The sequence below is a fragment of the Enterobacter sp. DNB-S2 genome, assembly GCF_019443845.1.
Taxonomy (GTDB): domain Bacteria; phylum Pseudomonadota; class Gammaproteobacteria; order Enterobacterales; family Enterobacteriaceae; genus Enterobacter; species Enterobacter asburiae_B.
The window spans coordinates 348,978-373,301 of record NZ_CP050520.1; the positions used below are offsets into that span (position 1 = coordinate 348,978).

The window sequence follows — 24,324 nt, forward strand, 5'->3', positions numbered from 1 at the left end:
CTATGTACCAGTTTGTACTGGGAAAAATCTCCACCCTTTGCGCGGACCCGCTGGCATCAGCGCTCGCAGACAGGGCGCCTCAGGGTGCCCGACAGGCCTCCTGGCTGGCCGGGAGAACGCTGCTCGCCAGAACGTTATCCCCTCACCCGCTCCCCGACATCATTTACGGTGAGCAGGGGAAACCGGCCTTTGCGAAGGGAAATCCGCTGTGGTTCAACCTGAGCCATAGCGGTGACGATATCGCCCTGCTGATGAGCGATGAAGGCGAGGTTGGCTGCGATATCGAAGTAATTCGCCCGAGGAAGAACTGGCAGGCGCTGGCTAATGCGGTATTCAGCATGACGGAGCATGACGAGCTGGAGCGTGAAGCGCCCGAGGAACGGCTTTCCGCCTTCTGGCGTATCTGGACGCGGAAAGAAGCGATTGTGAAACAGCGTGGCGGCAGCGCCTGGCAGATTGTCAGCATCGACAGCACGGCGCAGACGCACGCGGTCAGCCAGCTACAGGTCGGCTCGCTGAGCCTTGCCGTCTGCACATCGACCCCTTACACCCTGACCCACGAGTCGATTATTCACGTTGGGACGTTCGGGGCAGAAAAATCACTAACACACCCAGAATAATAAACCCGACGCCCACCAGCCCGTGCCAGGAGAAGCGTTCTCCCCAGCCGGGCAGCAGGATCGCCGCGCCCCACACCAGAATATAGCTGAGGCTCAGCAGGGCATAGGCTTTGCTGAGCGCCATGCGATGCAGCGCCAGATACCAGCAGCCCATCGAGGCCACGTACCCCGTCAACCCCAGCAGCAGCGCGCCCGTGCCGGACGAGAAGTGCCACAGCGCGGAAACAAACGCCAGGATCTCACTGACCGGTGGCAATGCCTGCATGGCATTGCGCAGCAACAGCTGCGCCGCGCTGACTAACAGCACGCTGCATAAGGCCCAGAACGCTCCTTTCACAGGCTCCCTCCCAGGATAACAATCCCAATGATGATGAACCCTACCCCCAGCCAGTGATGCGCAGCAACGTGCTCACGCCAGAACGCCTTCGCCGCCAGCGTCACCCAGACAAAATTGAGGCTCAGCATAGGGTACGCGATGCCGACAGGGAGGCGTTGCAGCACCACCAGCCAGACCAGCATCCCGCAGCCCAGCGCCAGCAGTGCCAGGCCAAGCCACAGCGCGATGTGCGCCCCGCGCCGCCCGGCTTTCGCCGGACGGGTGGCCTGTTTCTGGCACAGCTGCCCCGCGCAGCTGAGCAGGCTTGCCAGTATCAGCCAGATCCAGGTCATCACTTCGGCAGGTACTCCAGCAAGGCCAGACGCCCCTGGATATAGAGATTGTCCGGCTGCGGTAAATTCGCCCGTGAAATATCGTCGCGTTTTGACAGCAGCATCACCAGCGACACGCGCCCCTGCTGACGATGCGCTGCCAGCCACTGCGCGAAGTCGTCCTCACTGACAAAACGATCTTTCACATCGGGATAATCCAGCCCGTAGCGCAGTTCGCCGCTCTGACCAAACAGCGTGATGTCATTGCGCTTCAGCTCCCACGCCAGGCCCGCGGCCACGCCCACGTTATTGGCCAGCACGAATCGGCTTTCCTGAAGCGGCTCGCGCACGGTATCGACCAGCGACTGCGGCTGTTTGGAATCCACCACCAGATTAGGAATGGCAAAACCAATCAGCAGCGCCAGCCCTGCGGGGCACAGTGCCGCCAGCCACCAGCGCTGCTGGCTCTGTCTGAAGGTAAACCAGCCTACCGCGGCCCAGATGAGGAACGCCACCACCGCACAGAAGACTTTATACAGTTCGACCGACGTCCAGACCGGATGCTTAGACAGTCCCCACGGCGAGACCACCAGCGCCGCCACCACGCCGATAACGCCAAATGCCAGGTTAATCCCGCCGTTAATGCGTAACGCTCTGGCACCTTTTTCCGCCGCGAGGCAGGCATAGCGCGCCATCAGGATCGCCAGCGGGGCAAAGCACGGCAGGATATAGGTCGGCAGCTTGCCTTTGGCAATGCTGAAGAACAGCAGCGGCATCACCACCCAACCCAGCAGATAGAATCCGCCACCCGCGTTTTGTCGGTCATTCCAGCCGAGACGAATCGCACCGGGCAAAAGCGCAAGCCACGGCAGGCTGCCCGCGATCAGGAACGGTATGTAGTACCAGAACGGGGCTTTGTGCTGCGCGTCGCTCTGGGCAAAACGCTGAATATGCTCAACCCAGAAGAAGTAACGCCAGAAGTCAGGCTCACGCTGCGCAATAGCCAGCCCCCACGGCAGAACAATCAGCACACAGCTCAGGATCGCGAGCCAGCCAAAAATCAGCACCTCTTTCCAGCGCTTATGGGCGATTATCCACGGCAGCACGCCAATCACCGGTACCGCCAGCGCCAGGAAGCCTTTGGTCATCACCCCCATCCCGCAGGCCAGCCCAAGCAGCACATAGCCGCCCGCTTTTCCGGCAACGGTTTGGGCCTGTGAGGCCAGCCAGAAGCTGCACATCGCCGCCACCAGCCACAGGGTGATGATAGGATCCAGCACCGCATACGTGCCGATGCCATACACCAGGAACAGGGTCAGGAAGATAAGACCGGAGAAAATGGCGGTCCGCTTATCTCGCCAGAGACGCCATGCCATCCAGATGACCAGCAGCGCCGCTAACCCGGTGGAGAATATAGAACCGGCGCGCACGGCGAGGTTGGTGTGCCCGAACAGCAACTGCCCGATGCTGTTGATCCAGTAGCCAGCAATCGGTTTTTCAAAGTAACGCAGCCCCAGAAAATGCGGGACAACCCAGTCTCCGGATGCCAGCATTTCGCGGCTGATTTCCGCATAGCGCGTTTCATCAGGCTGCCAGAGCAGACGAATATCGACCGGAATGAGGTAGTAAACGATAAACAGTGCGAGAAGCGCTAAGCCATAACGGGCTGTTTTCATGGGACCGGACTCACGGTTTGTTGATAGCCAAGCCAGCCTTCCCGGCCAGCCATTTCATTACGGACGACTTTGCCCACGGGCAGGGTGCTGAGATCGTCCGGCAGCAGCTCGCTCAACGGACAAAATTCAATGCCCTCCTGAGCGGCCATCGTCAGCAGTTCGTCGAAATCATGCTGATACGCAATCCCTTCCACTTCGGCATGGATGGTATACACCGGCGTGCCGGCGTCACGATGGATGCGGTCCAGAATGTAGCGATTGAACTCATCCGCCTTCACCTCGCGCCCGACCACTTCATCCCAGGTGGGAAGCGTAACCGGAATTTGCACCGTTCCGTAGCGATTTTCGCCTAACAGCGGCAAAAAGGGCCCGGTTCCGCGACAGTCGCTGTTGTAGCGAAACGCAAAGGCTTCTTTGGCCTTCACGACGCGCTGATCCGCACGCCATCCCGCCACGGCGGAGCAACGCACGGGCTGACCGGTAATGGCCTCCAGCTCCAGCATCCCACGCTCGACCTCACGGGACAGGCGCGGGATATCCCAGACGCCCGCCCAGGCTTGCCAGGCATGGTGGTCCCAGGCGTGCAGACCCACCTCATGATGCTGCGCCGCCTCACGGATAACGGCTTCATTACCCGCGCCGATACGTCTGCCGGGCCAGGCGGTGCCAGCCAGCAAAATATCCCAGCCGTAGAGGGATGCTGCGCGCGAGCGCAGCATTTTGAACAGAAATGCCGGTTTAATCAGACGCCATAAATGGCGTCCCATGTTGTCAGGCCCCACGCTGAAGAAAATGCTGGAACGCACACCGTGCTTGCTCAGCAGTTCCAGCAGTTTGGGTACGCCGTCACGCGTTCCCCTGAAGGTGTCGACATCAATGCGTAAACCGACTTTTTTCATGAGGCCTGTTCCGACAGCTCCACGGTGCGCAGGAAGAAATCGAGCGTTTCGTCAATGGTCTGCTCCATCTTCACCGTCGGCGTCCAGTTCAGGCAGCGCTTCGCGTTGCGAATGCTTGGCTTACGGTGCTCAACGTCCTGGTAGCCCTTACCATAGTAGCTGCTGCTTTCCACTTCGCGGAAACCGGCAAACGGCGGGAACTTGTCGCGCAGCGGATGACGCTCAAAGCTGGCCAGCAGCATCTCTGCCAGCTCGCGAATGCTCGCTTCGTTTTCCGGGTTACCGATGTTGATGATTTCACCGTTGCAGCGGTTATCTTTGTTTTCGATGATGCGGAACAGCGCTTCGATACCGTCGCTGATGTCCGTAAAGCAGCGTTTCTGTTTCCCGCCTTCGATAAGCTTAATTGGCGAGCCTTCCACCAGGTTCAGGATCAGCTGGGTGATCGCACGGGAGCTGCCGATACGCGCCGCGTTCAGGTTATCCAGACGCGGGCCCATCCAGTTGAACGGACGGAACAGGGTAAAGCGCAGGCCTTCTTTCTCACCGTAGGCCCAAATCACGCGGTCCAGCAGCTGTTTGGAGACGGAATAAATCCAGCGCTGTTTGTTGATCGGCCCGACCACCAGGTTGGAGGTGTCTTCATCGAAGTTCTTATCGGTACACATGCCGTACACTTCAGACGTGGACGGGAAGATGATGCGCTTGTCGTATTTCACGCAGTCGCGGATGATCTTCAGGTTCTCTTCGAAGTCCAGCTCGAACACGCGAAGCGGGTTACGGGTGTACTCGATTGGTGTGGCAATGGCGACCAGCGGCAGCACCACGTCGCATTTTTTAATGTGGTATTCAATCCACTCGGAATGGATGCTGATGTCCCCTTCCACGAAGTGGAAACGCGGGTTATCGAGGAAACGGCTGATGGCGTCAGAGCCGATATCCAGACCATAGATTTCGTAGTTATCGTCTTTGAGCAGACGTTCCGTCAGGTGGTTACCGATAAAACCGTTCACGCCGAGGATCAGCACGCGGGTACGGCGTTTGATGGCAACAACCGGTGCGCTGGTGATCAGCGCCCCGGCCACCAGACCCAGAGACTGCGCCAGCTGCATGCCCTGAACGTACAGGCCGTTGTCGGTTTGTCCGGTGACGATCTCCAGCGCCTGCTCGCCGCAGCTCACAATCAGCGGGGAGACGGAGACGACGGTGCCCGGTTTGGCAGCAGGGATGTCGTCACGCACGCGGGATTTCCAGACGATAAATTTGCTTACGCCAGCAAAGCTGTACGCGCCCGGCCACGGGTCGGTTACGGCGCGCACCAGGTTGTGCAGCTGGCGGGCAGGCTTGTTCCAGTCCAGACGACCATCTTCCGGCGAGCGGCGGCCAAAGCTGCTTGCCTTGCTCTCATCCTGCTCGGTCTCGCTGAAGGTGCCGTTGAGGATGCCTGGAAGGGCATCACGCAGCAGCGTCTGCGCCGTTGCATTCAGCTTTTGATGCAGCTGCAGCGCCGTTTCGTCCGCATCAATAGCGACCTTCTGCTGTGCCACGATAGCGCCCGCATCAGCACGGCGCACCATGCGGTGCAGCGTCACGCCCGTTTCCGTTTCACCGTTCACCAGCACCCAGTTCAGCGGCGCGCGGCCGCGGTAGGCGGGCAGCAGAGAACCGTGAAGATTAAAGGCGCCTTTTGCGGCCAGACCTAAGATCTCGTCAGAGAGCAGGTTGCGATAGTAGAACGAGAAGATTACGTCAGGCGCGAGCGCGCGGATGCGATCCACCCACAGCGGGTGGTTGACGTCGTCCGGTGCATAAACCGGGATCCCACGCTCGGCGGCGATACGCGCCACGGAGCCAAAAAAGTTATTCTCTCCGGTCGTGTCCGGATGGGTAAAGATTGCCGCAATGTCATAGCCCGCTTCCAGCAGGGCCAGCGTGCCCGTGCACCCCATATCGTGATAGGCAAATACAACAGCTTTCATGGGTGAATTTCCTCTTGAGATGCTTTGTGTTCCTGACGGACAACACGTTGAATAAAGTAGCGCGGACGCGCGCGAACATCGTTATAGATACGGCCAATGTATTCACCGAGAAGGCCCATCCCGACAAACTGGGCGCCGATGAACATAAACAGCACGGCAAAGAGCATGAAGACCCCTTCCGCCGCCCACTGCGGGCCAAAGACCAGGCGCAGCACCACCAGCAGAACGGACAGCGCAAACCCGGCCACGGCGATGATGCTGCCGAACACGCTCAGCAGACGCAGCGGCGTGGTGGTCAGACAGGTGATGAGGTCATACATCAGGTTGATGAGACGCATAAAGCTGTACTTCGATTCCCCGTGCTCGCGCTCGGCGTGCAGAACCGGAATTTCCGTTGCCTTGCGGGCAAAGGTGTTGGCGAGGATCGGAATAAAGGTGCTGCGCTCATGGCAGTGCAGCATCGCGTCGACAATATGGCGGCGGTAGGCGCGCAGCATGCAGCCGTAATCGCCCATCGCTTTACCGGTCGTGCGCTGGATAAGACGGTTGATGGTGCGTGAGGCCAGCTTGCGGAACAGACTGTCCTGACGGTTCTGACGTACCGTGCCGACCACGTCATAGCCTTCATCGGCTTTGGCAACCAGACGCGGGATCTCTTCCGGCGGGTTTTGCAGGTCAGCGTCCAGGGTGATGATCAGATCGCCCGTGACGTGGCTAAACCCCGCCATAATCGCCGAGTGCTGGCCGTAGTTGCGGTTGAGCAGCACGGCAACAATATGGCTGCCTTCGGCCTGCGCGGCCTCTGTCAGCATCAGCGCGGAATTATCGCTACTGCCATCATCCACCAGCAGAATTTCATAAGCCTTGCCCATCGTGTCGCAGGCGGCGGTTGTACGGCGGATCAGTTCGGGCAGGCTCTCCTGCTCGTTATAAACCGGGATTACCACGGAAACTTTTTGTACAGGCGGTGCACTGAACATATCAATGTCCTGCAAGCTGATGGAGTGCGGTAATGACGCGGGTTGTGTCGTCATGAGTCATATCCGGGAAAAGAGGGAGAGAACAAATACGCGCGCTATTCCATTCAGAATTCGGGAGCGATACATCAGGAAAACGCTCGCGGTAGTATTTTTGGGTGTGCGCCGCGCGGAAGTGGAGGCCGGTACCGATGCCTTTCTCTTTCAGCGCCGCCATCAGGTTGTCGCGTGAGATCCCGCAGCGCGCTTCGTCAACGCGAATAATAAACAGGTGCCAGGCGTGCACGTGCGGCCATGACGGAATGGTGAGCGGCTGGAACGGCGTATCGGCAAGCTCACGCAGGTAGCGTTCAGCAATTTCCTGGCGGCGCCTGTTGGCCTCTTTCAGTTTGCCTAACTGCACCAGCGCCAGCGCGGCGTTGATATCCGCCAGGTTGTATTTATAGCCCGGCGCGATCACTTCCGCCTGCGGCGCGCGGCCGTGCGTCTGGCGGTCATAGGCATCTACGCCCAGGCCATGGAATTTCAGGCTGCGGATCCGCTGTGCCAGCTGGGCATTATCCGTGACGACTAAGCCGCCTTCCGCGCAGGTCATATTTTTAATGGCGTGGAAGGAAAAAATCGCCGTTCCTTTCCAGCCCACATGACGGTTCTTGTAGTACGTTCCGGCGGCATGGGCCGCATCTTCAATTACCGGAATACCGTGACGTTCACCGATGGCATGAATGGCGTCGATTTCACACGGCGCGCCGGCATAATGAACGGGAATAATGGCTTTGGTACGCGGGGTAATGGCGGCTTCAACGGCTTCTGGCGTCACCATTAATGTATTTTTGTCCACATCAATCATGACCGGCGTGGCACCCAGCAACACGATCATATTCAGCGTGGAGACCCAGGTCTGGGAAGGGGTAATGACTTCATCGCCCGGGCCAATATCCAGCGCCATCAGCGTGACGTGCATACCCGCGGTGGCTGAACAGACGGCAATCGCATGCTGATTCCCGGTAAGCTGACAGAATGCCTCTTCAAGTTCCTGATTCTTAGGCCCAGTAGTGATCCAGCCCGACATCAAAACGTCCTGAAGCGCCGCAATTTCCTCAGCGCCCATCGACGGCCGCGAAAAAGGCAGAAAATCACTCATTATTAATTTCCTTGCAATAAAAATGGCATGTTTTTGATATTAACCAAATGCCAGCCCGTTTATTTCAACGAACCATAAACTTATATCAAAGTAGCTCTCTTTCCTTAGGGAAAAATTAAGACAACGTTTGCAACGTTATAAGACAACTAGCAGTTAGTTGAAAAACAACAAGTTAAATTAATATTAAATATTTTTAATGTGATCTTTTGCAACATTTTGAAATGGATTCATTTAAACCAATCATCAACAAACAAAAAAAATCCCGGCCATTTCAAAATAATATGAAATAGCCGGGAACTTTTCTTTTTAGTTAATTGTCGCGCTTATTAGAGATTATCTGGAAAGTTTTTCGGTAATTCACTGGCCGCACAGGCAATAACGCTTTCATTATTGGCACCGCAATCGCGCACAAAGGTGATCGTGGCAAATTCATCAATCACTTCCGTTGGATACGCCGGACCCGCATCGCGATAGCTGTTCATCAGCGGAATATGGTCGTTCTGGAAGCAGACGGTTTTTTCCGGGTTGTTCATGACCCAGCGTGGGAAGAAGATGGTGCCGTGGAACAGCTTGTCGCCCAGGTTCACGATCAGGCTGACGTCGGTACCGGTTGGTTCGGTCCAGGAAATTTTATAGATGCTCTCGCCTACCCGCACGATATAAGCCTGCTGATCTTTCACCCAACGGTTGGCCACAAGACCGCTGTGAATACGGTAATCAAGCGTGGTCTCATTTTTTACGTAAATCTCGTAGTTCCAGCCGTTATCGTAGGTATATACAAGATGTTTACCAACAAAGCCGCTTAAGTCGTGTTTGTCGAAGGTGTTCATAAGATGTCTCCTTTGTTTTGATGAGACGATCGCACCCCTTCAAAAAATGAATGAATAACGCTATGTTTTAATCAAATTCATCCAAATTTTAGATAAATTATGCATAAGACGACGCTGGAACAATGGGCTTTACTGGAAAGAGTGGTGGAAGCGGGCAGCTTTGCCAAAGCCGCGGAAGAAACCCACCGCAGCCAGTCCTCGGTGAGCTATAACCTGTCGCTGCTGCAGGAGCGGCTCGGCGTGGCGCTGCTGGTCCCGGAGGGGCGACGGGCGGTGTTAACTCCGGCCGGAGAACTTCTTCTCAACCAGGTTAAACCGCTGCTGAAAGCGTTTTCGTACGTTGAGACGCGCGCAGCGACACTTCGCAACGGGATGCGAACGCGGTTAGATCTGGTGGTGGACTCCATTTTCCCGCGCCGCCGCCTGTTCGCTATTCTTCGTCAGTTCCAGCAGCAGTATCCGCAGACTCAGGTACGTCTGACCGAGGTGCTGGAAAATACCCGCGCCGATGCCATTAACGACGAAGCCGATGTGATGGTCTTAACCCGCCGCCAGGACATTACCGGGCTCGGAGAATGGCTGATGAATATCGACTTTGTTGCCGTGGCCCATTCCCGGCACCCCTTGTTTCACCTCGACGCGCCGCTAAATGATGAGATGCTGCGCCCGTGGCCGCTCATCCAGATTGCGGACAGCCAGCCCGCCGCGCGTGCTGCCGGCGAGTCGTGGACCTTCTCCACCATCGATGCCGCGATTGAAGCCGTCGTCTCTCAGGTCGGCTACGGCTGGCTGCCAGAGGAACGTATCCAGACCCAGCTGGATCAGGGCGTACTGAAACGCCTGCCGCTGAGCCACGGCGCGCGCAGGGCAACGCCGCTACACCTGATTGTTAAGCGTTCCCTCGCCCCGCTTGATGAACAGGTTGAGACGCTGTTGCGCCTTTTTAGCCAGGAGCCGTCATCCTCACCTGCTACGCTTTAAGGTCCGAACGTTAAAACGAGAAGGAGCAGATGATGAAAATCGACTTTGCGGGGAAAGTGGCGCTGGTGACCGCCTCAACCGGCGGGATCGGGTTCGCCATTGCCAGAGGTCTGGCAGAAAGCGGTGCGGAAGTGATCGTCAATGGCCGCAGCACGGAATCGGTGAATAAAGGCATTCAGCAGCTCCAGCAGGTGGTGCCGGGCGTACAGGTCCGTGCCGCGATTGCCGATCTCAGCACGGCGGAAGGGGTCGAATCGCTTCTGAAGGTGGCGAATAACATCGATATTCTGGTCAACAACGCCGGGATTTACGGCCCGCAGGATTTCTATGCCACCGACGATGAAACCTGGGAGCGTTACTGGCAGACCAACGTGATGTCCGGCGTGCGTCTGTCCCGCGCCCTGCTGCCGGGCATGGTGCAGAAAGGCTGGGGACGCGTGGTGTTTATCTCCTCCGAGTCAGCCTGCAATATTCCGGCGGATATGATCCACTACGGCGTGACCAAAACGGCGCAGCTCTCGCTGGCGCGCGGGCTGGCGAAGTTTGTGGCGGGGAGCGGCGTGACGGTCAACAGCGTCCTGCCGGGCCCGACGATGTCTGACGGTTTCGCCGAGATGATGAAAGATGAAATCGAAAAAACCGGCAAATCGCTGGAGCAGCTGGCGAAAGAGTTTGTGATGGCCAACCGCCCCAGCTCGGTTATCCAGCGCGCGGCCACGGTTGAAGAGGTGGCCAATATGGTGATTTATGTCTGTTCGACCCAGGCCTCCGCCACCTCGGGCGCGGCGCTGCGCGTCGACGGAGGCGTCGTGGATGACATCATCTGACGCTGTCAGGCCGCACTGCCTGCGATGCGACGGGCGGTAATGTAGTGTGCCTGCCAGTAATCATCCGTCAGGGTTGAGACCGTTACGCCCTGACTGGTTGAGGCATGAATAAACTGGTTTTTGCCAATATAAACGCCGACGTGCTTGCGGTTCGGGCCCGTCTGGAAGAAGACCAGATCGCCGGCTCTCAGGCGGTATTGGGCGACCTGCACGCCGCGATGGATCTGTTCACTCGTCGTGCGCGGCAAATTAAGATGCGCCGCATCGGTGAACAGGTGCTGCATGAGCGCGGAGCAATCCACCCCGCGATGCGTGGTTCCGCCCCACCGGTACTGGGTGCCTTTCCACTTCTGGTATTGGTCGAGAATACGCGAGCGCAGCGGACCTGTTTCCTGATGCACCAGCGCAGATTTCGCCGGTGATGCCGCCAGCTCGCTGTTCATCGATAACATCGACGCTGGAAGTTGAAAGCTGAACGCAGAAAACGAAGCAAAACTTAACGTGAGGATTGAAATAAGCGATCTAAGAGTCATATCAAGAAAGAAGTAGTGAGTGAGTTTTTCCTTACCTGTGGGGGCCAATGGTTCCCCTAAATATCTTGCGATGTGGCGATAATATAGACAGCTCGTTTTTTCACCAATTGTTATCGAGGCCAAAAATGGACTCACTTTGAGATCGCAAGATCGAGAAAAAAAGAGTGGTGATATAAGGACTGTCCAGCTAAAGCAGGTAAACTGATCCGCAGAATGTGTATTTCAGCTAAGACGTATTTATGACCAATATGATTGCCGACGAGACGGTGGCTAAATCCAGCGTGCTCTCTGTCTTCGACTTTGACGGGACATTAACGCACCACGACAGCTTTATTCCTTTCCTGCGTTTTGCCTTCGGTAAACGCTACTTCGCGGGCCGCCTGGTGCGCATGGCGCTGCCCACGCTCCACTGCGTGCGTCGCAAGCTGACGCGCGATGAGCTGAAGGAAGTGCTGATTAAAACCTTCCTGACGGGCGTGGATGAACACTGGCTGCGCCAGCAGGCGGAAGCCTTTTGCGAAAAATACTGGAACAAGCTGATGCGCCCCGAAGGGGTTCTGGCGGTGGCGGCTGAGGTGAATTCCGGTGCGGAAGTGACCATCTGCTCTGCGTCCCCGGCGCTGGTGCTCCAGCCGTGGGCTGACAAACTGGGCATTAAGCTGATTGGCACGCAGCTGGAAGTGAAAGACGGCAAGCTGACGGGGCGCATCACGGGCAATAACTGCCGCTGCGCCCAGAAGGTGGCAAGGCTGGAAAAAGTGTATGGCGATCTGAACGCCTATCATCTGCGCGCCTGGGGCGACACCCGCGGAGACCACGAGCTGCTGGCGGCGGCGCAGGATCCGCACTGGCGGCACTTCCACCACCCGCGCAAGCGCCGGAATTCACCAATTAAGGGTTAGGTGCGGTCTGGTGCCCTCACCCCGGCCCTCTCCCACAGGGAGAGGGAGAAAGGCGGTACATCAGGCCTCACGTTTCCCCGGGAACATCACGCTCGCAATAATCCCCAGCGCCAGCACGCCTAATACCACAAACAGACTGGCCGTGGCGCCAATGCTGTAACCGTGATGCCAGAAGTGGTCGGTGGCATTTAACCCCAGCTTGAACGCCACGAAGAACAGCAGCAGAACCACGGCTTTCTCGAGGTGCACCAGATACTGCTTCAGCGCTTCCAGCACGAAGTAAAGCGTACGCAGGCCGAGAATGGCGAACATCATGGCGCTGTAGATAATCAGCGGCTCGCGGCTCACGGCAATAATGGCCGGCACGGAGTCAAACGCGAACATGACGTCAGAGAGTTCGACGACGGCTACGCAAAGCAGCAGCGGCGTCGCATAGCGCTTCGCCTTCTTCACGCGTCCGACCATCACGTCCTGGTTTTCCGGTTTTTCAAGCTCAGCATCCACCTCTTTCTGGGTCAGAATAAAGGCGTTGCTGCTGATTTTCGGCCAGACCGGATAGAAGCGCTTCACCAGGCGATAGGCGAGATGACCCGAGTAATCTTCCACTTCGTCGCTCTCTTCATTGCGCCTGAGCATCATCACCGCCGTCCAGCCGACGACCAGCGCGAAGATCACCTCAACGTACGGCCCCAGGCTTAACAGGCTGGTGCCGATAGCCACAAAGATGCCGCGGAAGACAATCGCCCCCAGCACGCCCCAGTAGAGCACGCGGTGACGGTACTTATCCGGCACGCCGAACCAGGCGAAGATTGCCATCATCACAAACAGGTTATCGACGGAGAGCACCTCTTCCAGCGCGTAGCCGGTGAGGAACAGGCTCGCCATCTCGGCGCCGTGGTGAACATACAGGAATCCGGCGAAGGCCATCGCCATCATGACCCAGAAAATGGACCACATCGCCGCGCTTTTCAGCGAGACGGGTTTATCGTGACGGTGCATAAAGAGGTCGATAAACATCGCCCCTACGGCCATCACCACAAAGACAACAACGGTTTCCGTCGGGAAACCGAGATGAGCAGCAGACATACAAAACCCTTTTGGCAGACAAAACACAACACCATGCAAACTGGCGTAAACCAGGAACAGAAAAGGGCGGGCCGTTAATCAGCCTCTTCGCCCTCAAAGTCGCGGCCTTCAGGCCGCGCAAGGAGGAGTACTTTACCTTACCAGGCGGGGATCGCGCATCTGCCGTTTAGGCGCTCATGCCGCGCAAACGCTGCAGCACCGCCACCAGAACCGCCACAGACCAGCCCACCATCAACGCGCCCACCAGCCCTTCCACCCCGCCGATGAGCCGCCAGTGCTGGGGTAACGTGACGTCGCCGTATCCCACGGTAGCGTAGCTGACCAGTGAAAAATAGAAGCTGGTGTTCCAGTCATTAAACGCGTCGATGACAAAATAAAACGCAGCAAACAGTCCGGCCTCAAGGAGGTGGGCGAAGATCATGGAGATCACGATACCGACATTGCGTAAAACGATGCGTACCGCCGAATCGACTTCTAATTTGATGAACTTTAAAACGCCAAACATCCACAGCGAATGGATCACCACGGTAAGGGTAAGCAAAATAATAATACTGAGTAGCTGCATGATGCGTGCTCGACCAAAAGGAATCTGGCCCCGCGAACGAGGCGGGGCACCTGGTCGAAGCTTAGTTGAATGACGAGGAAAAGTTGGTGCAATAATTGCGTTGCGTGATTATCTCCTTTGCAGCGTGCCCTCTTTGCGGCTGGTTCGACTGCTGTGAGCGATATATCTGCAGCGCACTATCTGTGAGTCACCTCTTATTTACATCATTTAAACCTTCCATTAACTGGATAAAAATAACGCGCCGTCGCTATAGTGGTTTTGTTTAATAAAACTGAGTTGTACCTAATAAAACAAAGAACAAACCCTGCGAGGACACAATGACAGAACATTTACGTAACGGCGCTACCGCCACCGAGGACATAGAAAGAGAGACGATGCGGAAGGTGATCTGGCGTATTCTCCCGTTTCTGATTGTCAGTTACCTGGTCTCCATTATCGATCGCGGGAATATCGGCATGGCTTCGCTGCAGATGAATGAGGACCTTGGCCTCAGCAAAGCGGCCTTTGGCTTCGCCAGCAGCCTTTACTTCGTGGCCTATTTTTTGTTTGAGGTACCCAGCAACCTGGCCATGCAGAAAGTCGGCGCCCGGCTGTGGATCCCGCGCATTATGATCAGCTGGGGCATCGTCTCCATGTGTATGGCCCTGGTGCAGAACACCACTTCGCTCTATATCGTCCGTTTTCTTCTCGGTGCTGCAGAGGCGGGCTTCTTCCCGGGCGTCGTGCTGTATCTGACCTGGTGGATCCCGTCCCGCTACCGCGCACGCATTATTGCGTCCTTTATGGTCGCCATTCCGCTCGCTAACTTCATCGGCTCCCCGCTTTCCGGGTTGATACTGTCACTGGATGGCTGGCTGGGTCTTCGCGGCTGGCATCTGCTGTTCATTATTGAAGGCTTGCCGGCGGTGCTGCTGGGTATTGCAGCCTGGTTTATTCTCCGGGATCGCCCTCATCAGGCGAGCTGGCTCAGCAGCGAACAGAAACAATGGCTGGAAACCACGCTGGAAACCGAGCGCAATCAGCAAAAGAGTATCGGACACCAGACGACGTGGCAGTTGCTGAAGCATCGCCAAATCTGGCTGATGGCGCTGATTTACGCGGGTGCATCTTCCGCGGGCACGACCATCAGCGTCTGGTCTCCTCAACTGCTGAAATCCTTCCATCTGGATAACCTTGAGACAGGTCTGTTTAACGCCATTCCTTACGGTCTGGCATCGGTTCTCATGATTGTATGGGGACGGAATTCCGATCGTACCAACGAACGCCGCTGGCATACCGCACTCACGCTGTTCATGATTGCCGCCGGCGTGTTCGCCGCCTTTGTAAGCGTCTCGCTGTCTGCCACGATCGTTATCCTGAGCATTATGCTGATAGGCGCTTATTCAATGAAAGGGCCTTTCTGGGCGCTGGCGTCCGGTTGGATGAGCAGTACCTCAGCGGCGGCGGGACTGGCCGCGATTGGCGCCATCGCAAACCTGATAGGTGGGGCGGTGATGGTAAACGCGTACGGCATTATCAATGAGCGGACAGGCAGCTACACGCTGGCAATGCTTCCGCTGGCCGCGCTGTGCGTGGCCGGGGGTATCGCGGTGCTCATTATGGGGCGGCAGGCCCGCCGCGCTCAGCTACACGAAAAACAGGTCACGCATTAACGATGACAGAAGCGGGACATTTGTCCCGCTTCTGCGTTTAAAGATTTTCTTCCGCCGCGTCGCTCGTTTCACCAAAGAACTGCTGACAGAAGGGCTTGCTGGCGCCCATTTTCTGCGACAGACGGCTTGCAGCCGCCTTCATCAACTGCCCTATTTCCTTCTCACGACGATCTTCCGTCAGCCGCGAGATGGGGCCGGTCAGGGCTAACGCCGCAACCAGCTTGTCGTGAACGCCGAAGACAGGCATCGCAAACGCAGCGGTATGGGGGTCGCGCGCGCCTGACGTGTAGAATGGGAGTTCAGCGTCTCCCTCCGGCAGGCTTTCATTGAGCCCCCAATGGCGTAATACCTTACTGATGGCCGAATTATCGAGCGGGAACTGGCTGCCGGGAAGATTGCTGTGTCGCAGGCCATGCGACGCTTCAGCGCGAAACAGGCAAAGCCGCTGCCCTCCCTCCAGCACATACCAGCTGGCACTCTCCTGAGACGCCAGGGATAAGGCCTGAAGCTCTGGCTGAACCACCCGGGAAAGATGGAAAGATTGTTCATACAGCTTGCCGAGGTAAAGCAGACGTGGGCCCAGCGCATAATTGCCGTCTTCATGCCTGACGACGTAATTCATCCGTTCAAGAGAATTCATCAAGCGGTAAACCGTGGTTTTGTGATAACCCGACAGCTGTGCCAGCGCGGTCAGCGTCAGGCTCTCATCTCCAGGACGGAAGCAATCCAGTAAAGCCAGCGCTTTTTCAACCGCTACAACGCCTTCATTCCCCATCATTATCTCCTTGTTAGCCCGGCAGTGAGTGTACCTCAAATTTTGTGAGTCACTTCGTGTTTACATCACAAACGCCACCTCGGGTCTGGCTAAAAGGAAAGCAACACCGCTATAGTTGTTTTGTTCTGTACACCTGCATTGTACTCAGTAAAACAATATGGAGGCATTTATGTCCGTTAATGAAAAAAAACCGATTAATCGCCATTTCGAGCGCGTTTCTGCCGAGGACGTACGTCGGGCGGCCGAGTATCAGGCAGCTATTCTGGCCGACGTGGCCGGTCGCCGCGGTACGCTTCATGGCCGCATCAAACCGCTGGCCCCACACATGTCCGTTGCGGGTCCGGCCATCACCGTTGAAGTCCGCCCGGGTGATAATCTGGCGATTCATGCCGCGATGGCGGTGGCGCAGCCCGGCGATGTCCTGATCGTCGATGGCAAAGGCGACCTGAGCTGCGCGCTGCTTGGCGAAATCATGGCCACTCAGGCTCAGGCGAGCGGCATTGCGGGCATTATTATTGATGGCGCTGTACGTGACGCCGACACCCTGAGCAAAGGTCACTACCCCGTCTTTTCTGCCGGTTTGAACCCCTGCGGCCCGACAAAGTTAATTTCTGGCCGGGTTAATCATCCCATTTCAGTCGCCGGGGCGACGGTTCAGGCCGGGGATCTTGTTGTCGCGGATATCGACGGCGTGGTCGTCATCCCGCGCGATGAGGTTCAGGAGGTTATCGCTCTGGCAAAAGGAAAGCTGGAGATGGAGACCCGGCGTCTTGCCGCCATCCGTGAAGGCGATTTACGTCCACACTGGCTTGATGACGCGCTTCGTAAGGCAGGTATGTTGAGCGACGAGGAGACGCTGTGATGGGGGGCAAAGACGTAGTGCTGGTTACCGGAAGCGACCTGGCGGAGCAGGCCATGGTGATGTTACAGGGCTTTGAGGTGGTGTTTGCGGGCCGCCAGCCCACAGAAGATGACCTGATCGCGCTGTGTAAACGACACAATCCTGTGGCGATCCTGGTACGTTACGGCAGGATCACCGAGAAAGTTATGGATGCCGCCCCGGCTTTGCAGGTTATTTCCAAGCACGGAAGCGGGATCGATGTGATAGACCAGACGGCAGCGGCCGAGCGCAACATCGCCGTCCGGGCTGCGCCAGGCGCAAACGCGGCGGCAGTGGCTGAACATACCTGGGCGCTGATCCTCGCCTGCGCAAAGTCAGTGGTGCCTCTGGACAAGCGGCTGCGAGACGGGCACTGGGATAAGGCGACGCATAAATCCATTGAACTGGAGGGCTTAACGTTAGGGCTAATTGGGTTGGGTGCTATCGGCTCGCGCGTGGCGACTATTGGTCACGCTTTCGGCATGAAGGTGCTGGCTTACGATCCCTATGCTAAGACTATGCCTGCCCTGTGCGAACGTGCAGAAACGCTGAACGGACTTCTTTCCCGTTCCGATGTCATCTCTTTGCACTGTCCGTTGACCGATGAGAATCGGGGGATGATCAATAGCGAAACGCTCGCACACTGCAAGCGGAACGCAATTCTGGTCAATACAGCACGCGGTGGGCTGATCCACGATGAGTCGTTACTGGCGGCGCTCAGGGATGGCACGCTGCACAGCGCCGCGCTGGACAGCTTTACCCACGAGCCGCTGACCGCGCCGCACCTCTGGCAGTCCGTAGAAAACGTGGTTATTTCACCGCATATTGGCGGCGTTACCGCAGCGTCATATATCAGGATGGGGACCGTGGCCGCGAGCAATATTCTTGCTGTGACAGACGTCACCACCGTCAGCTCGTAAAGCCAACCGTGACGAGTGGCTGTGCTCTTATGTCACTTGTCTTCTGCTGTGTAGAGACATTAAAGTTGTATCCTTTAACCTGAAAAAGACTTTAAAGTTGTACACTTTAAAAAAAACACATACAAAACATGATGCTAAGTGTGTATCACACGCTGTTCCAACATTATGCCTTGATGTTCTTGCAGGAACTGCAATTTACAGGAGGAAAAAGGTGTTTTTGTAGTTGGGGTCAGTTTGGATATCGAAAATTATTGTACGTTTAGGCTGAAAATTGACCTCCAGGCCCCAGGAGGATCTTTCCAGGATCCTCCTGGGGTTAAATAGGGTTCTGTTTGGAAAACGGAAAATTTTGAAGCGGACATACACCCTATAATGGATGCCGGGAACCATAATTTCTTGAGAACAGTTGACCTGAAACTTTCAATGTTCAGATCAACTTACAAAGTTATCTGAAGCTGGCTTTTTTACAATTTATTGCATAATGCCTGTCATGCCGTGATAGCCCATATATATACCCACAAGAGCTATCAGCACGCTGGAAAAATAGGGGGCACGTCTTGCAAGCGTGTCAAACCCACTCCAGCGCCTGGTTGCCTGACGAACGCTGAACGCCGCTGCCCCCCCCACTGAAACCAGCGTAATGGCTAATCCAATACTGAAGCACAGCACCAGTGCAGCACCAAGCGTAAACTCTTTCACCTGAATACAGAGCAGCAGAACGGTAATGGCCGCAGGGCAAGGGATTAATCCGCCGGTCAGGCCAAACAGAACTATCTGCCCGGTTGTGACCTTTCGATTAGCAAAACGCTTTTTGATATCGTTCGCGTGTGCCTTTTCGTGCGCATCCTGATATTCCTGAGAATGTACATCCAGACCTTCCAGAGCTGAGTGGTCATGGTCATGGTCGTGCTCATGAAACGCTACATCATAGTCATGCACATGGCCGCGATGACCCAAGGTTAAGCGTACATCGAAGCTGTGCGGTTCGGGGATCGGCAGAGTTGATACCATAAAACCGTCTTTTTCAGTGAAGTCGAATACCTGTGAAAAAGTACCCGCCCCACGGTTGGTCACCAACGAAATATCCCGCGCGTCCCATTTTTTGCCGCTGAGCGTGCGTAAACGCCAGTGAGGCGGCTGGCCATCCTCAAAGATAGAGAGTTCAACGCTGCCGTGACCGGTATCGATGACGCGTGTTTCATCGTGATGGTGGCCGTGTGAATGCTCCTGTTCCTGCTCCATCTTCCACAGCTTTTCGCCGCGCCAGGTGCGCCAGAACATCCATGCGGCAGTAGCGAGGATAATGATCGCAGAAATCAACTGGAACCAGGGCTCTGCAGATTCAGCGGTAAACTGGCGGCTGATATACATTCCACCCAGAGCAATCAGCCAGACAACCGAAGTGTGGGAAAGGGTGGCAGCCAGACCGAGGAGAACGGCCTGTTTAACGGTTCCCCGGACAGCCACAATAAAAGCCGCCATCATCGTTTTGGAATGACCCGGTTCGAGCCCGTGGAGTGCTCCCAGTAAAATAGCGCTGGGAATGAACAGCCAGGCGTTAGCCACGCCCTGCTGCAACAGTGCAGAAAAATCAGTCATGTTTCACTTGCCTTAAAGATATTTGGTGATCTCTTTGAACTCGTTCAGCGTGCTTTCAGACCCGTCATGATCTGCATGAAGCGCGTCCTCCAGGCAGTGATCAAGATGGTCATGAATGAGCGTACGCTTGGCGTTTGTTATCGCCTTTTCCACAGCATAAAGTTGCTGGGCAATATCCAGACAGGCTTTTTCATCTTCAAGCATCTGGATGGTGCTTTTCAGGTGCCCTGCGGCACGTTTAAGTCTTTTAATAATGTCGGGGTGTGAGGCGTGAGCAGTCATTTTTATCCTCTCCTGATGTAATAAACGTTTGGTATCTACTTCTTCTTCGGCCATGAAGGATGTTCGTCATCAATAACGAAATTGTGCTCATGCTCTGTTTCTGCCTTCGTTTCTGCATCCTGATGGCTGTGCAACTGAGAGCGGGCTTCGTGTTCCGGACGCCAGATCAGCACAGCGGTTAAAAGCGAAAGCGCCGCAACAGCGGTAAGCGCAATAAAAGAGGTCTGAGTACCCCAGGTTGCCCCTACCCATCCGGCCAGCGGATAGGTAACCAGCCAGCAGGAATGTGACAAGGCAAACTGCGCGGCAAACAGAGCAGGCCTGTCTTCCGGTGTTGATGAGCGGCGTAATAAACGCCCGGATGGCGTCTGGGAAAGCGAGTAGCCAACGCCCAGCAAAGCCCAGAGCGCGACCAGCGTAAAATAATCCTTAAGTAAAATACCCAGTCCAAGGCCAACGACCAGTAAACCGGTTCCGACCATCATTGGCAGCCGGTCACTCATTTTGTCGAGAATACGCGGAAGTATCAGCGCCGATATCATCGACCCCACGCCAAAGAACGCCAGCGCAATCGCGGTGGAGCGCTGTGAGAAACCAAAGTCGGCCTGCACCAGAACCACGGTGTTGACGATCACCATCGCGCTTGCCGCGGCAACGGCCATATTCAGCGCCAGTAACCCCCGCAGCCTTGGCGTTTTCAGGAAGATTCGCATCCCGCGTGTGGTTTTATCGTAAATGGTGCGATGAACAGTCAGCGCCTGCATTTTGGGCAAGGTGACGGAGACAACCAGAATGGCGGAAGCGAGAAAACCGACGGCGGTGCCTGCGAACAGGTTGTGGAAACTCATCACCGTCAGCAGCGCGGCCGCCAGCATGGGGCTGATGACGCTTTCAAGATCGTAGGCCAGCCTGGAGAGCGAGAGCGCTCGGGTATAGTCACGCTCGTCCGGGAGGATATCCGGAATCGTGGCCTGAAACGTTGGCGTAAACGCGGCTGACGCCGATTGCAGAATGAAAATGAGGATATAAATTTCCCAGATTTGGGTCACGAAAGGCAGTGCAAAAGCCACCATAGCCCGCACCAGATCCAACGTAACCAGCATCGTGCGGCGGGGAAATTTATCAGCGAAGGCGGCGGCAACCGGGGCGACCAGAATATAAGCACTCATTTTAATCGCCAGCGCCGTTCCCAGAACGGCCCCAGCCATGTCGCCCGCCAGATCATAGGCCAGCAGGCCCAGTGCAACGGTCGCCAGACCGGTACCGATAAGGGCAATTATTTGCGCCATAAACAGGTGGCGGTATGTACGATCAGAAAGAATGCTTAGCATGAGAAACTCTCCTGGCTTTCCACATCCCCGCGGGGGGGATGTGGAAAGAGTAGAGAATGGCGGAGTGCCTGGCAAGCGGTATTACATTTTAGTGGCTCTCTTTTTGGATGCTCCCCCATTGTTATATGCATATAAAAAATCATGAGTAGCAAAGTCTACATGATGTATTAATCTCTACATCGTGAAACTACTTATTCTTATCCTGACACTGCCCACTCAGCAGGCCACATTGCGTATGCGTGTCTGGCGGGCATTAAAAAACACCGGTGCCGCCATGCTGCGCGACGGCGTCTATCTGTTGCCTGAAGCGCAACAAGAGCATGAGATCTTTTACGATATAAGTCGTGAAATCCGGGATGAGGGGGGCGCTGCCTTTGTTTTTAACGCTGAAACGCCCGAAGAAGAGGAAATCCGTCCGTTATTTGATCGCTCTCAGCAGTACATGGCCCTGCTGGAAAGGCTACAGGTGTGTAAAAACGACCTGGATGAGGAAACCGCCGTCAGCCAGTTGAAGGTGGTGAGAAAACTTCGCCGCGAGCTGGATCGGATTGTGGCGATTGATTTCTTTCCTGGTGAAGCGCGGGCGCAGGCCGTCTTTAGCCTGACGGAACTGGAAGCAGGCATTAACAGGTTCATCTCTCCCGGCGAGCCCCACGCCGTCAGCGGCGAACTGACACAACTGATACCTGAGGATTTCCACAACAGGATCTGGGCAACCCGTCGCAGACCCTGGATTGACAGGCTTGCCAGCGCCTGGCTTATACGGCGTTTTATCGATCCTGACGCGCAGTTTCTCTGGCTTGAAGATGGCAACGATTGTCCGGCAGAGGCAGTGGGGTTTGATTTTGATGGGGCGACCTTCAGCCACATCGACAATCGCGTGACCTTTGAAGTACTGATGGTCCGCTTCGGGCTGACGAGGGATGCCCTGAATGGTCTGGCAATGCTGGTACATTACCTTGATGTAGGCGGGATTCAGCCCCCCGAAGCGGCTGGCGTTGAAAGTGTACTGGCAGGATTGCGTGAAAGCATTACGGATGATGACACATTACTCACAGCGGCCTGTTCGCTGTTTGATGGTCTGTTAACGACGTTTGAAATGAGGTCCGGCCATGATGAACAAAACGGAGTCGCTGACGCTGGCAGAGGAAAACGATAAGCCCTCGCCGCTCCCCCTGAAGGAGGCATTCTGGTTCTGGCTCAAGCTGGGGTTTATCAGCTTTGGCGGGCCCGCCGGACAGATAGCTATCATGCACCAGGAGCTGGTCGAGAACCGGCGCTGGATATCCGAGTCCCGTTTCCTTCACGCACTCAACTTCTGTATGGTGCTGCCCGGTCCGGAAGCGCAGCAGCTTGCGACCTACATCGGCTGGCTGATGCACAGAACGTGGGGCGGCGTGATAGCCGGGCTGTTATTTATCCTTCCTTCGCTTTTTATTCTTATCGCGTTGTCGTGGATCTATATCGCCTGGGGAGATGTCGCCGTTATTGCCGGTATCTTTTACGGTATTAAACCCGCCGTTGCGGCAATCGTGCTGCAGGCGGCGCATCGCATCGGCTCCCGTGCGCTGAAACACGGTGCCCATTGGGCTATAGCTGCTGCGGCATTTGTGGCCGTTTTCGCCCTGAACGTTCCCTTCCCTGTCATCGTTATTTCGGCAGCGATAACTGGCTTTATCGGTGGACGCATCGCGCCGGAAAAATTTCACAGCGGTAGCGGGCATAACAAACAGGAGAAAGCCGCCGGTGCTGCTGCGGTGATTGACGATCATACGCCCATACCGGCGCATGCCCTGTTCAGTTGGGCGAAACTGTTAAGGATTGTGGCGGTGGGCGCACTGCTCTGGCTTATTCCCATGACGGTGCTGACGCTGGGGCTGGGCTGGGCGCATCCGGTGACGCAGATGGGCTGGTTCTTTACCAAGGCTGCGCTCCTTACCTTCGGTGGAGCCTACGCCGTCCTGCCATACGTTTATCAGGGGGCGGTCGCCCATTTTGGCTGGCTGACTGCCGGGCAGATGATGGACGGTCTGGCGCTGGGAGAAACCACGCCCGGCCCGCTGATTATGGTGGTGACTTTTGTCGGATTTGTCGGCGGGTATACCCATGCCGTTTTTGGCGCGGATATGCTGTTTGTCGGCGGAGCCGTTGCCGCCTGCCTGGTGACCTGGTTTACCTTTCTCCCGTCCTTCATTTTCGTGCTGGCAGGCGGGCCGTTTATCGAAACGACCCACAACAAGACGGGTTTCACGGCACCGTTAACCGCCATTACGGCGGCCGTAGTGGGCGTCATTGTTAATCTGGGGCTGTTTTTTATCTGGCATACCGTATGGCCAGAAGGCGCAAAGGGAGGGATCGATATCCCTGCCGCTCTGATTGCCGTCGCCGCTGCGTTTGCGCTTTTCAGATTAAAATGGAAAGTCACGCACGTTATTGCCCTGGCGGCTCTTGCCGGGCTGATATTACGCCTGACCGGGCTGACGGCAGCGTGAAAAGGGGCAGGTTGTCCTGCCCCTGACTTATCAGATTACCCGTTTGATGTTCAGGTAGTCGCCGTTGGTATCAAGCTGGATCGTGATGGTCTCAGACCCGCGATTTCGCCAGAACCAGCCATGTTTGCCATCGAACGCGGCCTGCAAAACGCCGTCTTTGGCGGTGATCTGCCGGGCCTTACCGTAGCCATGGTAGAAGCCTTTCGGTGCGCTGAGCGGATCGCCGTGTGCATCCACGTTGACGGGGCCGGAGCTGGTCCACTGATAGGTCACGCGGGCATCTTTACGCATTTCCAGTTTAACTTCAGCAGCTTCGTTAGGCTCAAGGGTGATGAGCATCTGATGACGCTGCGAACCAGCCGCTGGCTCTACCGGGGCGGGCGTGGTCGCCGGAACGCTCCGCTCCGGGTAGCTGCTCTGCGTGATTGCCGGAGGATTATTCGGGATCGGTCGCTCATTAACCGGTGTACCCAGCTGTGCTTGCTGAATAGCGCTGGCCTGATTATCGGCATCAGCCTCTTCGGCAAGCTGCGTTTTGATTTCTCCCATCTGCTTTAGCCCCAGTAGACGACCCACGCCGGTAGGATCAATGCCATATTCCGAAGGCATGACGATGGTGATCAGTAGTGTCAGCGCGACGATGGCGGCGAGAATAGTGGACTGCATCAGTTTGATGGCAGAAGGTAATTCTGCGCGTGTTGGTAAATCAGTGTTGTACATTGTCTT

The 24,324-nt window shown here is 56.1% G+C and carries 25 protein-coding genes; 9 read left to right on the forward strand and 16 right to left on the reverse strand.

The features are described from left to right. Positions 1-2: 2 nt before the first annotated feature. On the forward strand, positions 3-620 hold the full coding sequence (gene acpT, locus HB664_RS01825) for a 4'-phosphopantetheinyl transferase AcpT (protein ID WP_047059880.1): 618 nt from the start codon (positions 3-5) through the stop codon (positions 618-620). Here acpT and arnF read toward each other — a convergent pair. The 8 genes from arnF to HB664_RS01865 all read right to left on the reverse strand — a co-directional run bounded on the left by arnF (position 568) and on the right by HB664_RS01865 (position 8,773). Continuing rightward, positions 568-957 carry a 4-amino-4-deoxy-L-arabinose-phosphoundecaprenol flippase subunit ArnF gene (gene arnF / locus HB664_RS01830; RefSeq protein WP_033146850.1) on the reverse strand — a complete coding sequence of 130 codons (390 nt, stop codon included), beginning with the start codon at positions 955-957 and terminating at the stop codon, positions 568-570. The two genes, acpT and arnF, sit on opposite strands and share 53 nt — an antisense overlap. Further along, positions 954-1,292, reverse strand: coding sequence for a 4-amino-4-deoxy-L-arabinose-phosphoundecaprenol flippase subunit ArnE (arnE, locus tag HB664_RS01835; RefSeq protein WP_071995995.1), 339 nt, complete (start codon positions 1,290-1,292; stop codon positions 954-956). The genes arnF and arnE overlap by 4 nt, the downstream gene beginning before the upstream one ends. Further along, entirely contained in the window at positions 1,289-2,944 is a 1,656-nt protein-coding gene (gene arnT, locus HB664_RS01840; RefSeq protein WP_219940304.1) for a lipid IV(A) 4-amino-4-deoxy-L-arabinosyltransferase, read from the reverse strand. Before arnT ends, arnE begins: the two co-directional genes overlap by 4 nt. After that, positions 2,941-3,843 carry a 4-deoxy-4-formamido-L-arabinose-phosphoundecaprenol deformylase gene (gene arnD / locus HB664_RS01845; protein ID WP_058842007.1) on the reverse strand — a complete coding sequence of 301 codons (903 nt, stop codon included), beginning with the start codon at positions 3,841-3,843 and terminating at the stop codon, positions 2,941-2,943. The genes arnT and arnD overlap by 4 nt, the downstream gene beginning before the upstream one ends. After that, positions 3,840-5,822, reverse strand: coding sequence for a bifunctional UDP-4-amino-4-deoxy-L-arabinose formyltransferase/UDP-glucuronic acid oxidase ArnA (gene arnA / locus HB664_RS01850; protein WP_143347670.1), 1,983 nt, complete (start codon positions 5,820-5,822; stop codon positions 3,840-3,842). Before arnA ends, arnD begins: the two co-directional genes overlap by 4 nt. Next, a complete protein-coding gene (arnC, locus tag HB664_RS01855; RefSeq protein ID WP_023333737.1) occupies positions 5,819-6,802 on the reverse strand; it encodes an undecaprenyl-phosphate 4-deoxy-4-formamido-L-arabinose transferase in 984 nt (327 codons plus the stop codon). Before arnC ends, arnA begins: the two co-directional genes overlap by 4 nt. Position 6,803: 1 nt before the next feature. Then, positions 6,804-7,943 (reverse strand): UDP-4-amino-4-deoxy-L-arabinose aminotransferase, encoded by a 1,140-nt coding sequence (gene arnB, locus HB664_RS01860; protein WP_214538953.1) that lies wholly within the window; start codon positions 7,941-7,943, stop codon positions 6,804-6,806. Between the two features lie 326 nt (positions 7,944-8,269). After that, positions 8,270-8,773, reverse strand: a complete 504-nt coding sequence (locus HB664_RS01865) for a phenolic acid decarboxylase (RefSeq protein ID WP_008503103.1) — start codon at positions 8,771-8,773, stop codon at positions 8,270-8,272. Between the two features lie 99 nt (positions 8,774-8,872). On the opposite strand from HB664_RS01865, the gene HB664_RS01870 reads away from it, so the two are divergent. Together HB664_RS01870 and HB664_RS01875 are read left to right on the forward strand one after the other, a co-directional pair. Next, complete coding sequence (locus HB664_RS01870; RefSeq protein ID WP_032662157.1) at positions 8,873-9,754, forward strand: LysR family transcriptional regulator; 882 nt, start codon at positions 8,873-8,875, stop codon at positions 9,752-9,754. A gap of 32 nt (positions 9,755-9,786) precedes the next feature. After that, positions 9,787-10,581 (forward strand): SDR family NAD(P)-dependent oxidoreductase, encoded by a 795-nt coding sequence (locus HB664_RS01875; RefSeq protein ID WP_167818781.1) that lies wholly within the window; start codon positions 9,787-9,789, stop codon positions 10,579-10,581. Between the two features lie 5 nt (positions 10,582-10,586). On the opposite strand, the gene HB664_RS01880 is transcribed toward HB664_RS01875, so the two are convergent. Further along, positions 10,587-11,114 (reverse strand): NlpC/P60 family protein, encoded by a 528-nt coding sequence (locus HB664_RS01880; protein WP_029740677.1) that lies wholly within the window; start codon positions 11,112-11,114, stop codon positions 10,587-10,589. 239 nt (positions 11,115-11,353) lie between these two features. Between HB664_RS01880 and HB664_RS01885 the strand changes: the two genes are divergently transcribed. Continuing rightward, positions 11,354-12,016 carry an HAD family hydrolase gene (locus tag HB664_RS01885; protein ID WP_014885577.1) on the forward strand — a complete coding sequence of 221 codons (663 nt, stop codon included), beginning with the start codon at positions 11,354-11,356 and terminating at the stop codon, positions 12,014-12,016. Between the two features lie 60 nt (positions 12,017-12,076). Here HB664_RS01885 and HB664_RS01890 read toward each other — a convergent pair whose 3' ends face one another. Together HB664_RS01890 and HB664_RS01895 are read right to left on the reverse strand one after the other, a co-directional pair. Continuing rightward, positions 12,077-13,102: a TerC/Alx family metal homeostasis membrane protein gene (locus HB664_RS01890; RefSeq protein WP_024908851.1), complete on the reverse strand. Its 1,026-nt coding sequence runs from the start codon at positions 13,100-13,102 to the stop codon at positions 12,077-12,079. Positions 13,103-13,268: 166 nt separating this feature from the next. Then, the gene (locus tag HB664_RS01895) at positions 13,269-13,667 is read right to left on the reverse strand and encodes a potassium channel family protein (RefSeq protein WP_023309546.1); all 399 of its coding nucleotides are present in this window, start codon (positions 13,665-13,667) and stop codon (positions 13,269-13,271) included. 317 nt (positions 13,668-13,984) lie between these two features. Here HB664_RS01895 and HB664_RS01900 point away from each other — a divergent pair, with 317 nt between their 5' ends. Then, positions 13,985-15,319 carry an MFS transporter gene (locus HB664_RS01900; RefSeq protein WP_048981458.1) on the forward strand — a complete coding sequence of 445 codons (1,335 nt, stop codon included), beginning with the start codon at positions 13,985-13,987 and terminating at the stop codon, positions 15,317-15,319. 37 nt (positions 15,320-15,356) lie between these two features. Here HB664_RS01900 and HB664_RS01905 read toward each other — a convergent pair whose 3' ends face one another. Next, positions 15,357-16,094, reverse strand: coding sequence for an IclR family transcriptional regulator (locus tag HB664_RS01905; RefSeq protein WP_033146857.1), 738 nt, complete (start codon positions 16,092-16,094; stop codon positions 15,357-15,359). Between the two features lie 169 nt (positions 16,095-16,263). On the opposite strand from HB664_RS01905, the gene HB664_RS01910 reads away from it, so the two are divergent. Beyond that, entirely contained in the window at positions 16,264-16,956 is a 693-nt protein-coding gene (locus tag HB664_RS01910; RefSeq protein WP_033146858.1) for an RraA family protein, read from the forward strand. Beyond that, complete coding sequence (locus HB664_RS01915; protein WP_033146859.1) at positions 16,956-17,894, forward strand: NAD(P)-dependent oxidoreductase; 939 nt, start codon at positions 16,956-16,958, stop codon at positions 17,892-17,894. The genes HB664_RS01910 and HB664_RS01915 overlap by 1 nt, the downstream gene beginning before the upstream one ends. 471 nt (positions 17,895-18,365) lie before the next feature. Here HB664_RS01915 and HB664_RS01920 read toward each other — a convergent pair whose 3' ends face one another. Genes HB664_RS01920 through HB664_RS01930 form a run of 3 tightly spaced genes read right to left on the reverse strand, consistent with a single transcriptional unit; the run spans position 18,366 to position 21,106 of the window. Continuing rightward, positions 18,366-19,493, reverse strand: coding sequence for a nickel/cobalt efflux protein RcnA (locus HB664_RS01920; protein ID WP_219940305.1), 1,128 nt, complete (start codon positions 19,491-19,493; stop codon positions 18,366-18,368). Between the two features lie 12 nt (positions 19,494-19,505). After that, complete coding sequence (locus HB664_RS01925) at positions 19,506-19,775, reverse strand: metal-sensing transcriptional repressor (protein ID WP_032653828.1); 270 nt, start codon at positions 19,773-19,775, stop codon at positions 19,506-19,508. Between the two features lie 35 nt (positions 19,776-19,810). Next, entirely contained in the window at positions 19,811-21,106 is a 1,296-nt protein-coding gene (locus HB664_RS01930) for an MFS transporter (protein ID WP_032653831.1), read from the reverse strand. A gap of 181 nt (positions 21,107-21,287) precedes the next feature. Between HB664_RS01930 and HB664_RS01935 the strand changes: the two genes are divergently transcribed. Beyond that, positions 21,288-22,265, forward strand: coding sequence for a chromate resistance protein ChrB domain-containing protein (locus HB664_RS01935; protein ID WP_242672852.1), 978 nt, complete (start codon positions 21,288-21,290; stop codon positions 22,263-22,265). Next, complete coding sequence (gene chrA / locus HB664_RS01940) at positions 22,222-23,598, forward strand: chromate efflux transporter (protein ID WP_032655655.1); 1,377 nt, start codon at positions 22,222-22,224, stop codon at positions 23,596-23,598. Before HB664_RS01935 ends, chrA begins: the two co-directional genes overlap by 44 nt. Before the next feature lie 30 nt (positions 23,599-23,628). On the opposite strand, the gene HB664_RS01945 is transcribed toward chrA, so the two are convergent. Beyond that, entirely contained in the window at positions 23,629-24,318 is a 690-nt protein-coding gene (locus tag HB664_RS01945; protein WP_032653837.1) for a hypothetical protein, read from the reverse strand. Positions 24,319-24,324 lie beyond the last annotated feature (6 nt).

Bases quoted from the DNA above. Each gene is read 5' to 3' on its own strand.
- acpT (WP_047059880.1), top strand. From the start codon at position 3: ATGTACCAGTTTGTACTGGGAAAAATCTCCACCCTTTGCGCGGACCCG.
- arnT (WP_219940304.1), bottom strand. From the start codon at position 2,944: ATGAAAACAGCCCGTTATGGCTTAGCGCTTCTCGCACTGTTTATCGTT.
- arnD (WP_058842007.1), bottom strand. From the start codon at position 3,843: ATGAAAAAAGTCGGTTTACGCATTGATGTCGACACCTTCAGGGGAACG.
- arnA (WP_143347670.1), bottom strand. From the start codon at position 5,822: ATGAAAGCTGTTGTATTTGCCTATCACGATATGGGGTGCACGGGCACG.
- arnC (WP_023333737.1), bottom strand. From the start codon at position 6,802: ATGTTCAGTGCACCGCCTGTACAAAAAGTTTCCGTGGTAATCCCGGTT.
- arnB (WP_214538953.1), bottom strand. From the start codon at position 7,943: ATGAGTGATTTTCTGCCTTTTTCGCGGCCGTCGATGGGCGCTGAGGAA.
- HB664_RS01865 (WP_008503103.1), bottom strand. From the start codon at position 8,773: ATGAACACCTTCGACAAACACGACTTAAGCGGCTTTGTTGGTAAACAT.
- HB664_RS01870 (WP_032662157.1), top strand. From the start codon at position 8,873: ATGCATAAGACGACGCTGGAACAATGGGCTTTACTGGAAAGAGTGGTG.
- HB664_RS01875 (WP_167818781.1), top strand. From the start codon at position 9,787: ATGAAAATCGACTTTGCGGGGAAAGTGGCGCTGGTGACCGCCTCAACC.
- HB664_RS01880 (WP_029740677.1), bottom strand. From the start codon at position 11,114: ATGACTCTTAGATCGCTTATTTCAATCCTCACGTTAAGTTTTGCTTCG.
- HB664_RS01885 (WP_014885577.1), top strand. From the start codon at position 11,354: ATGACCAATATGATTGCCGACGAGACGGTGGCTAAATCCAGCGTGCTC.
- HB664_RS01890 (WP_024908851.1), bottom strand. From the start codon at position 13,102: ATGTCTGCTGCTCATCTCGGTTTCCCGACGGAAACCGTTGTTGTCTTT.
- HB664_RS01895 (WP_023309546.1), bottom strand. From the start codon at position 13,667: ATGCAGCTACTCAGTATTATTATTTTGCTTACCCTTACCGTGGTGATC.
- HB664_RS01900 (WP_048981458.1), top strand. From the start codon at position 13,985: ATGACAGAACATTTACGTAACGGCGCTACCGCCACCGAGGACATAGAA.
- HB664_RS01905 (WP_033146857.1), bottom strand. From the start codon at position 16,094: ATGGGGAATGAAGGCGTTGTAGCGGTTGAAAAAGCGCTGGCTTTACTG.
- HB664_RS01910 (WP_033146858.1), top strand. From the start codon at position 16,264: ATGTCCGTTAATGAAAAAAAACCGATTAATCGCCATTTCGAGCGCGTT.
- HB664_RS01915 (WP_033146859.1), top strand. From the start codon at position 16,956: ATGGGGGGCAAAGACGTAGTGCTGGTTACCGGAAGCGACCTGGCGGAG.
- HB664_RS01920 (WP_219940305.1), bottom strand. From the start codon at position 19,493: ATGACTGATTTTTCTGCACTGTTGCAGCAGGGCGTGGCTAACGCCTGG.
- HB664_RS01925 (WP_032653828.1), bottom strand. From the start codon at position 19,775: ATGACTGCTCACGCCTCACACCCCGACATTATTAAAAGACTTAAACGT.
- HB664_RS01930 (WP_032653831.1), bottom strand. From the start codon at position 21,106: ATGCTAAGCATTCTTTCTGATCGTACATACCGCCACCTGTTTATGGCG.
- chrA (WP_032655655.1), top strand. From the start codon at position 22,222: ATGAACAAAACGGAGTCGCTGACGCTGGCAGAGGAAAACGATAAGCCC.
- HB664_RS01945 (WP_032653837.1), bottom strand. From the start codon at position 24,318: ATGTACAACACTGATTTACCAACACGCGCAGAATTACCTTCTGCCATC.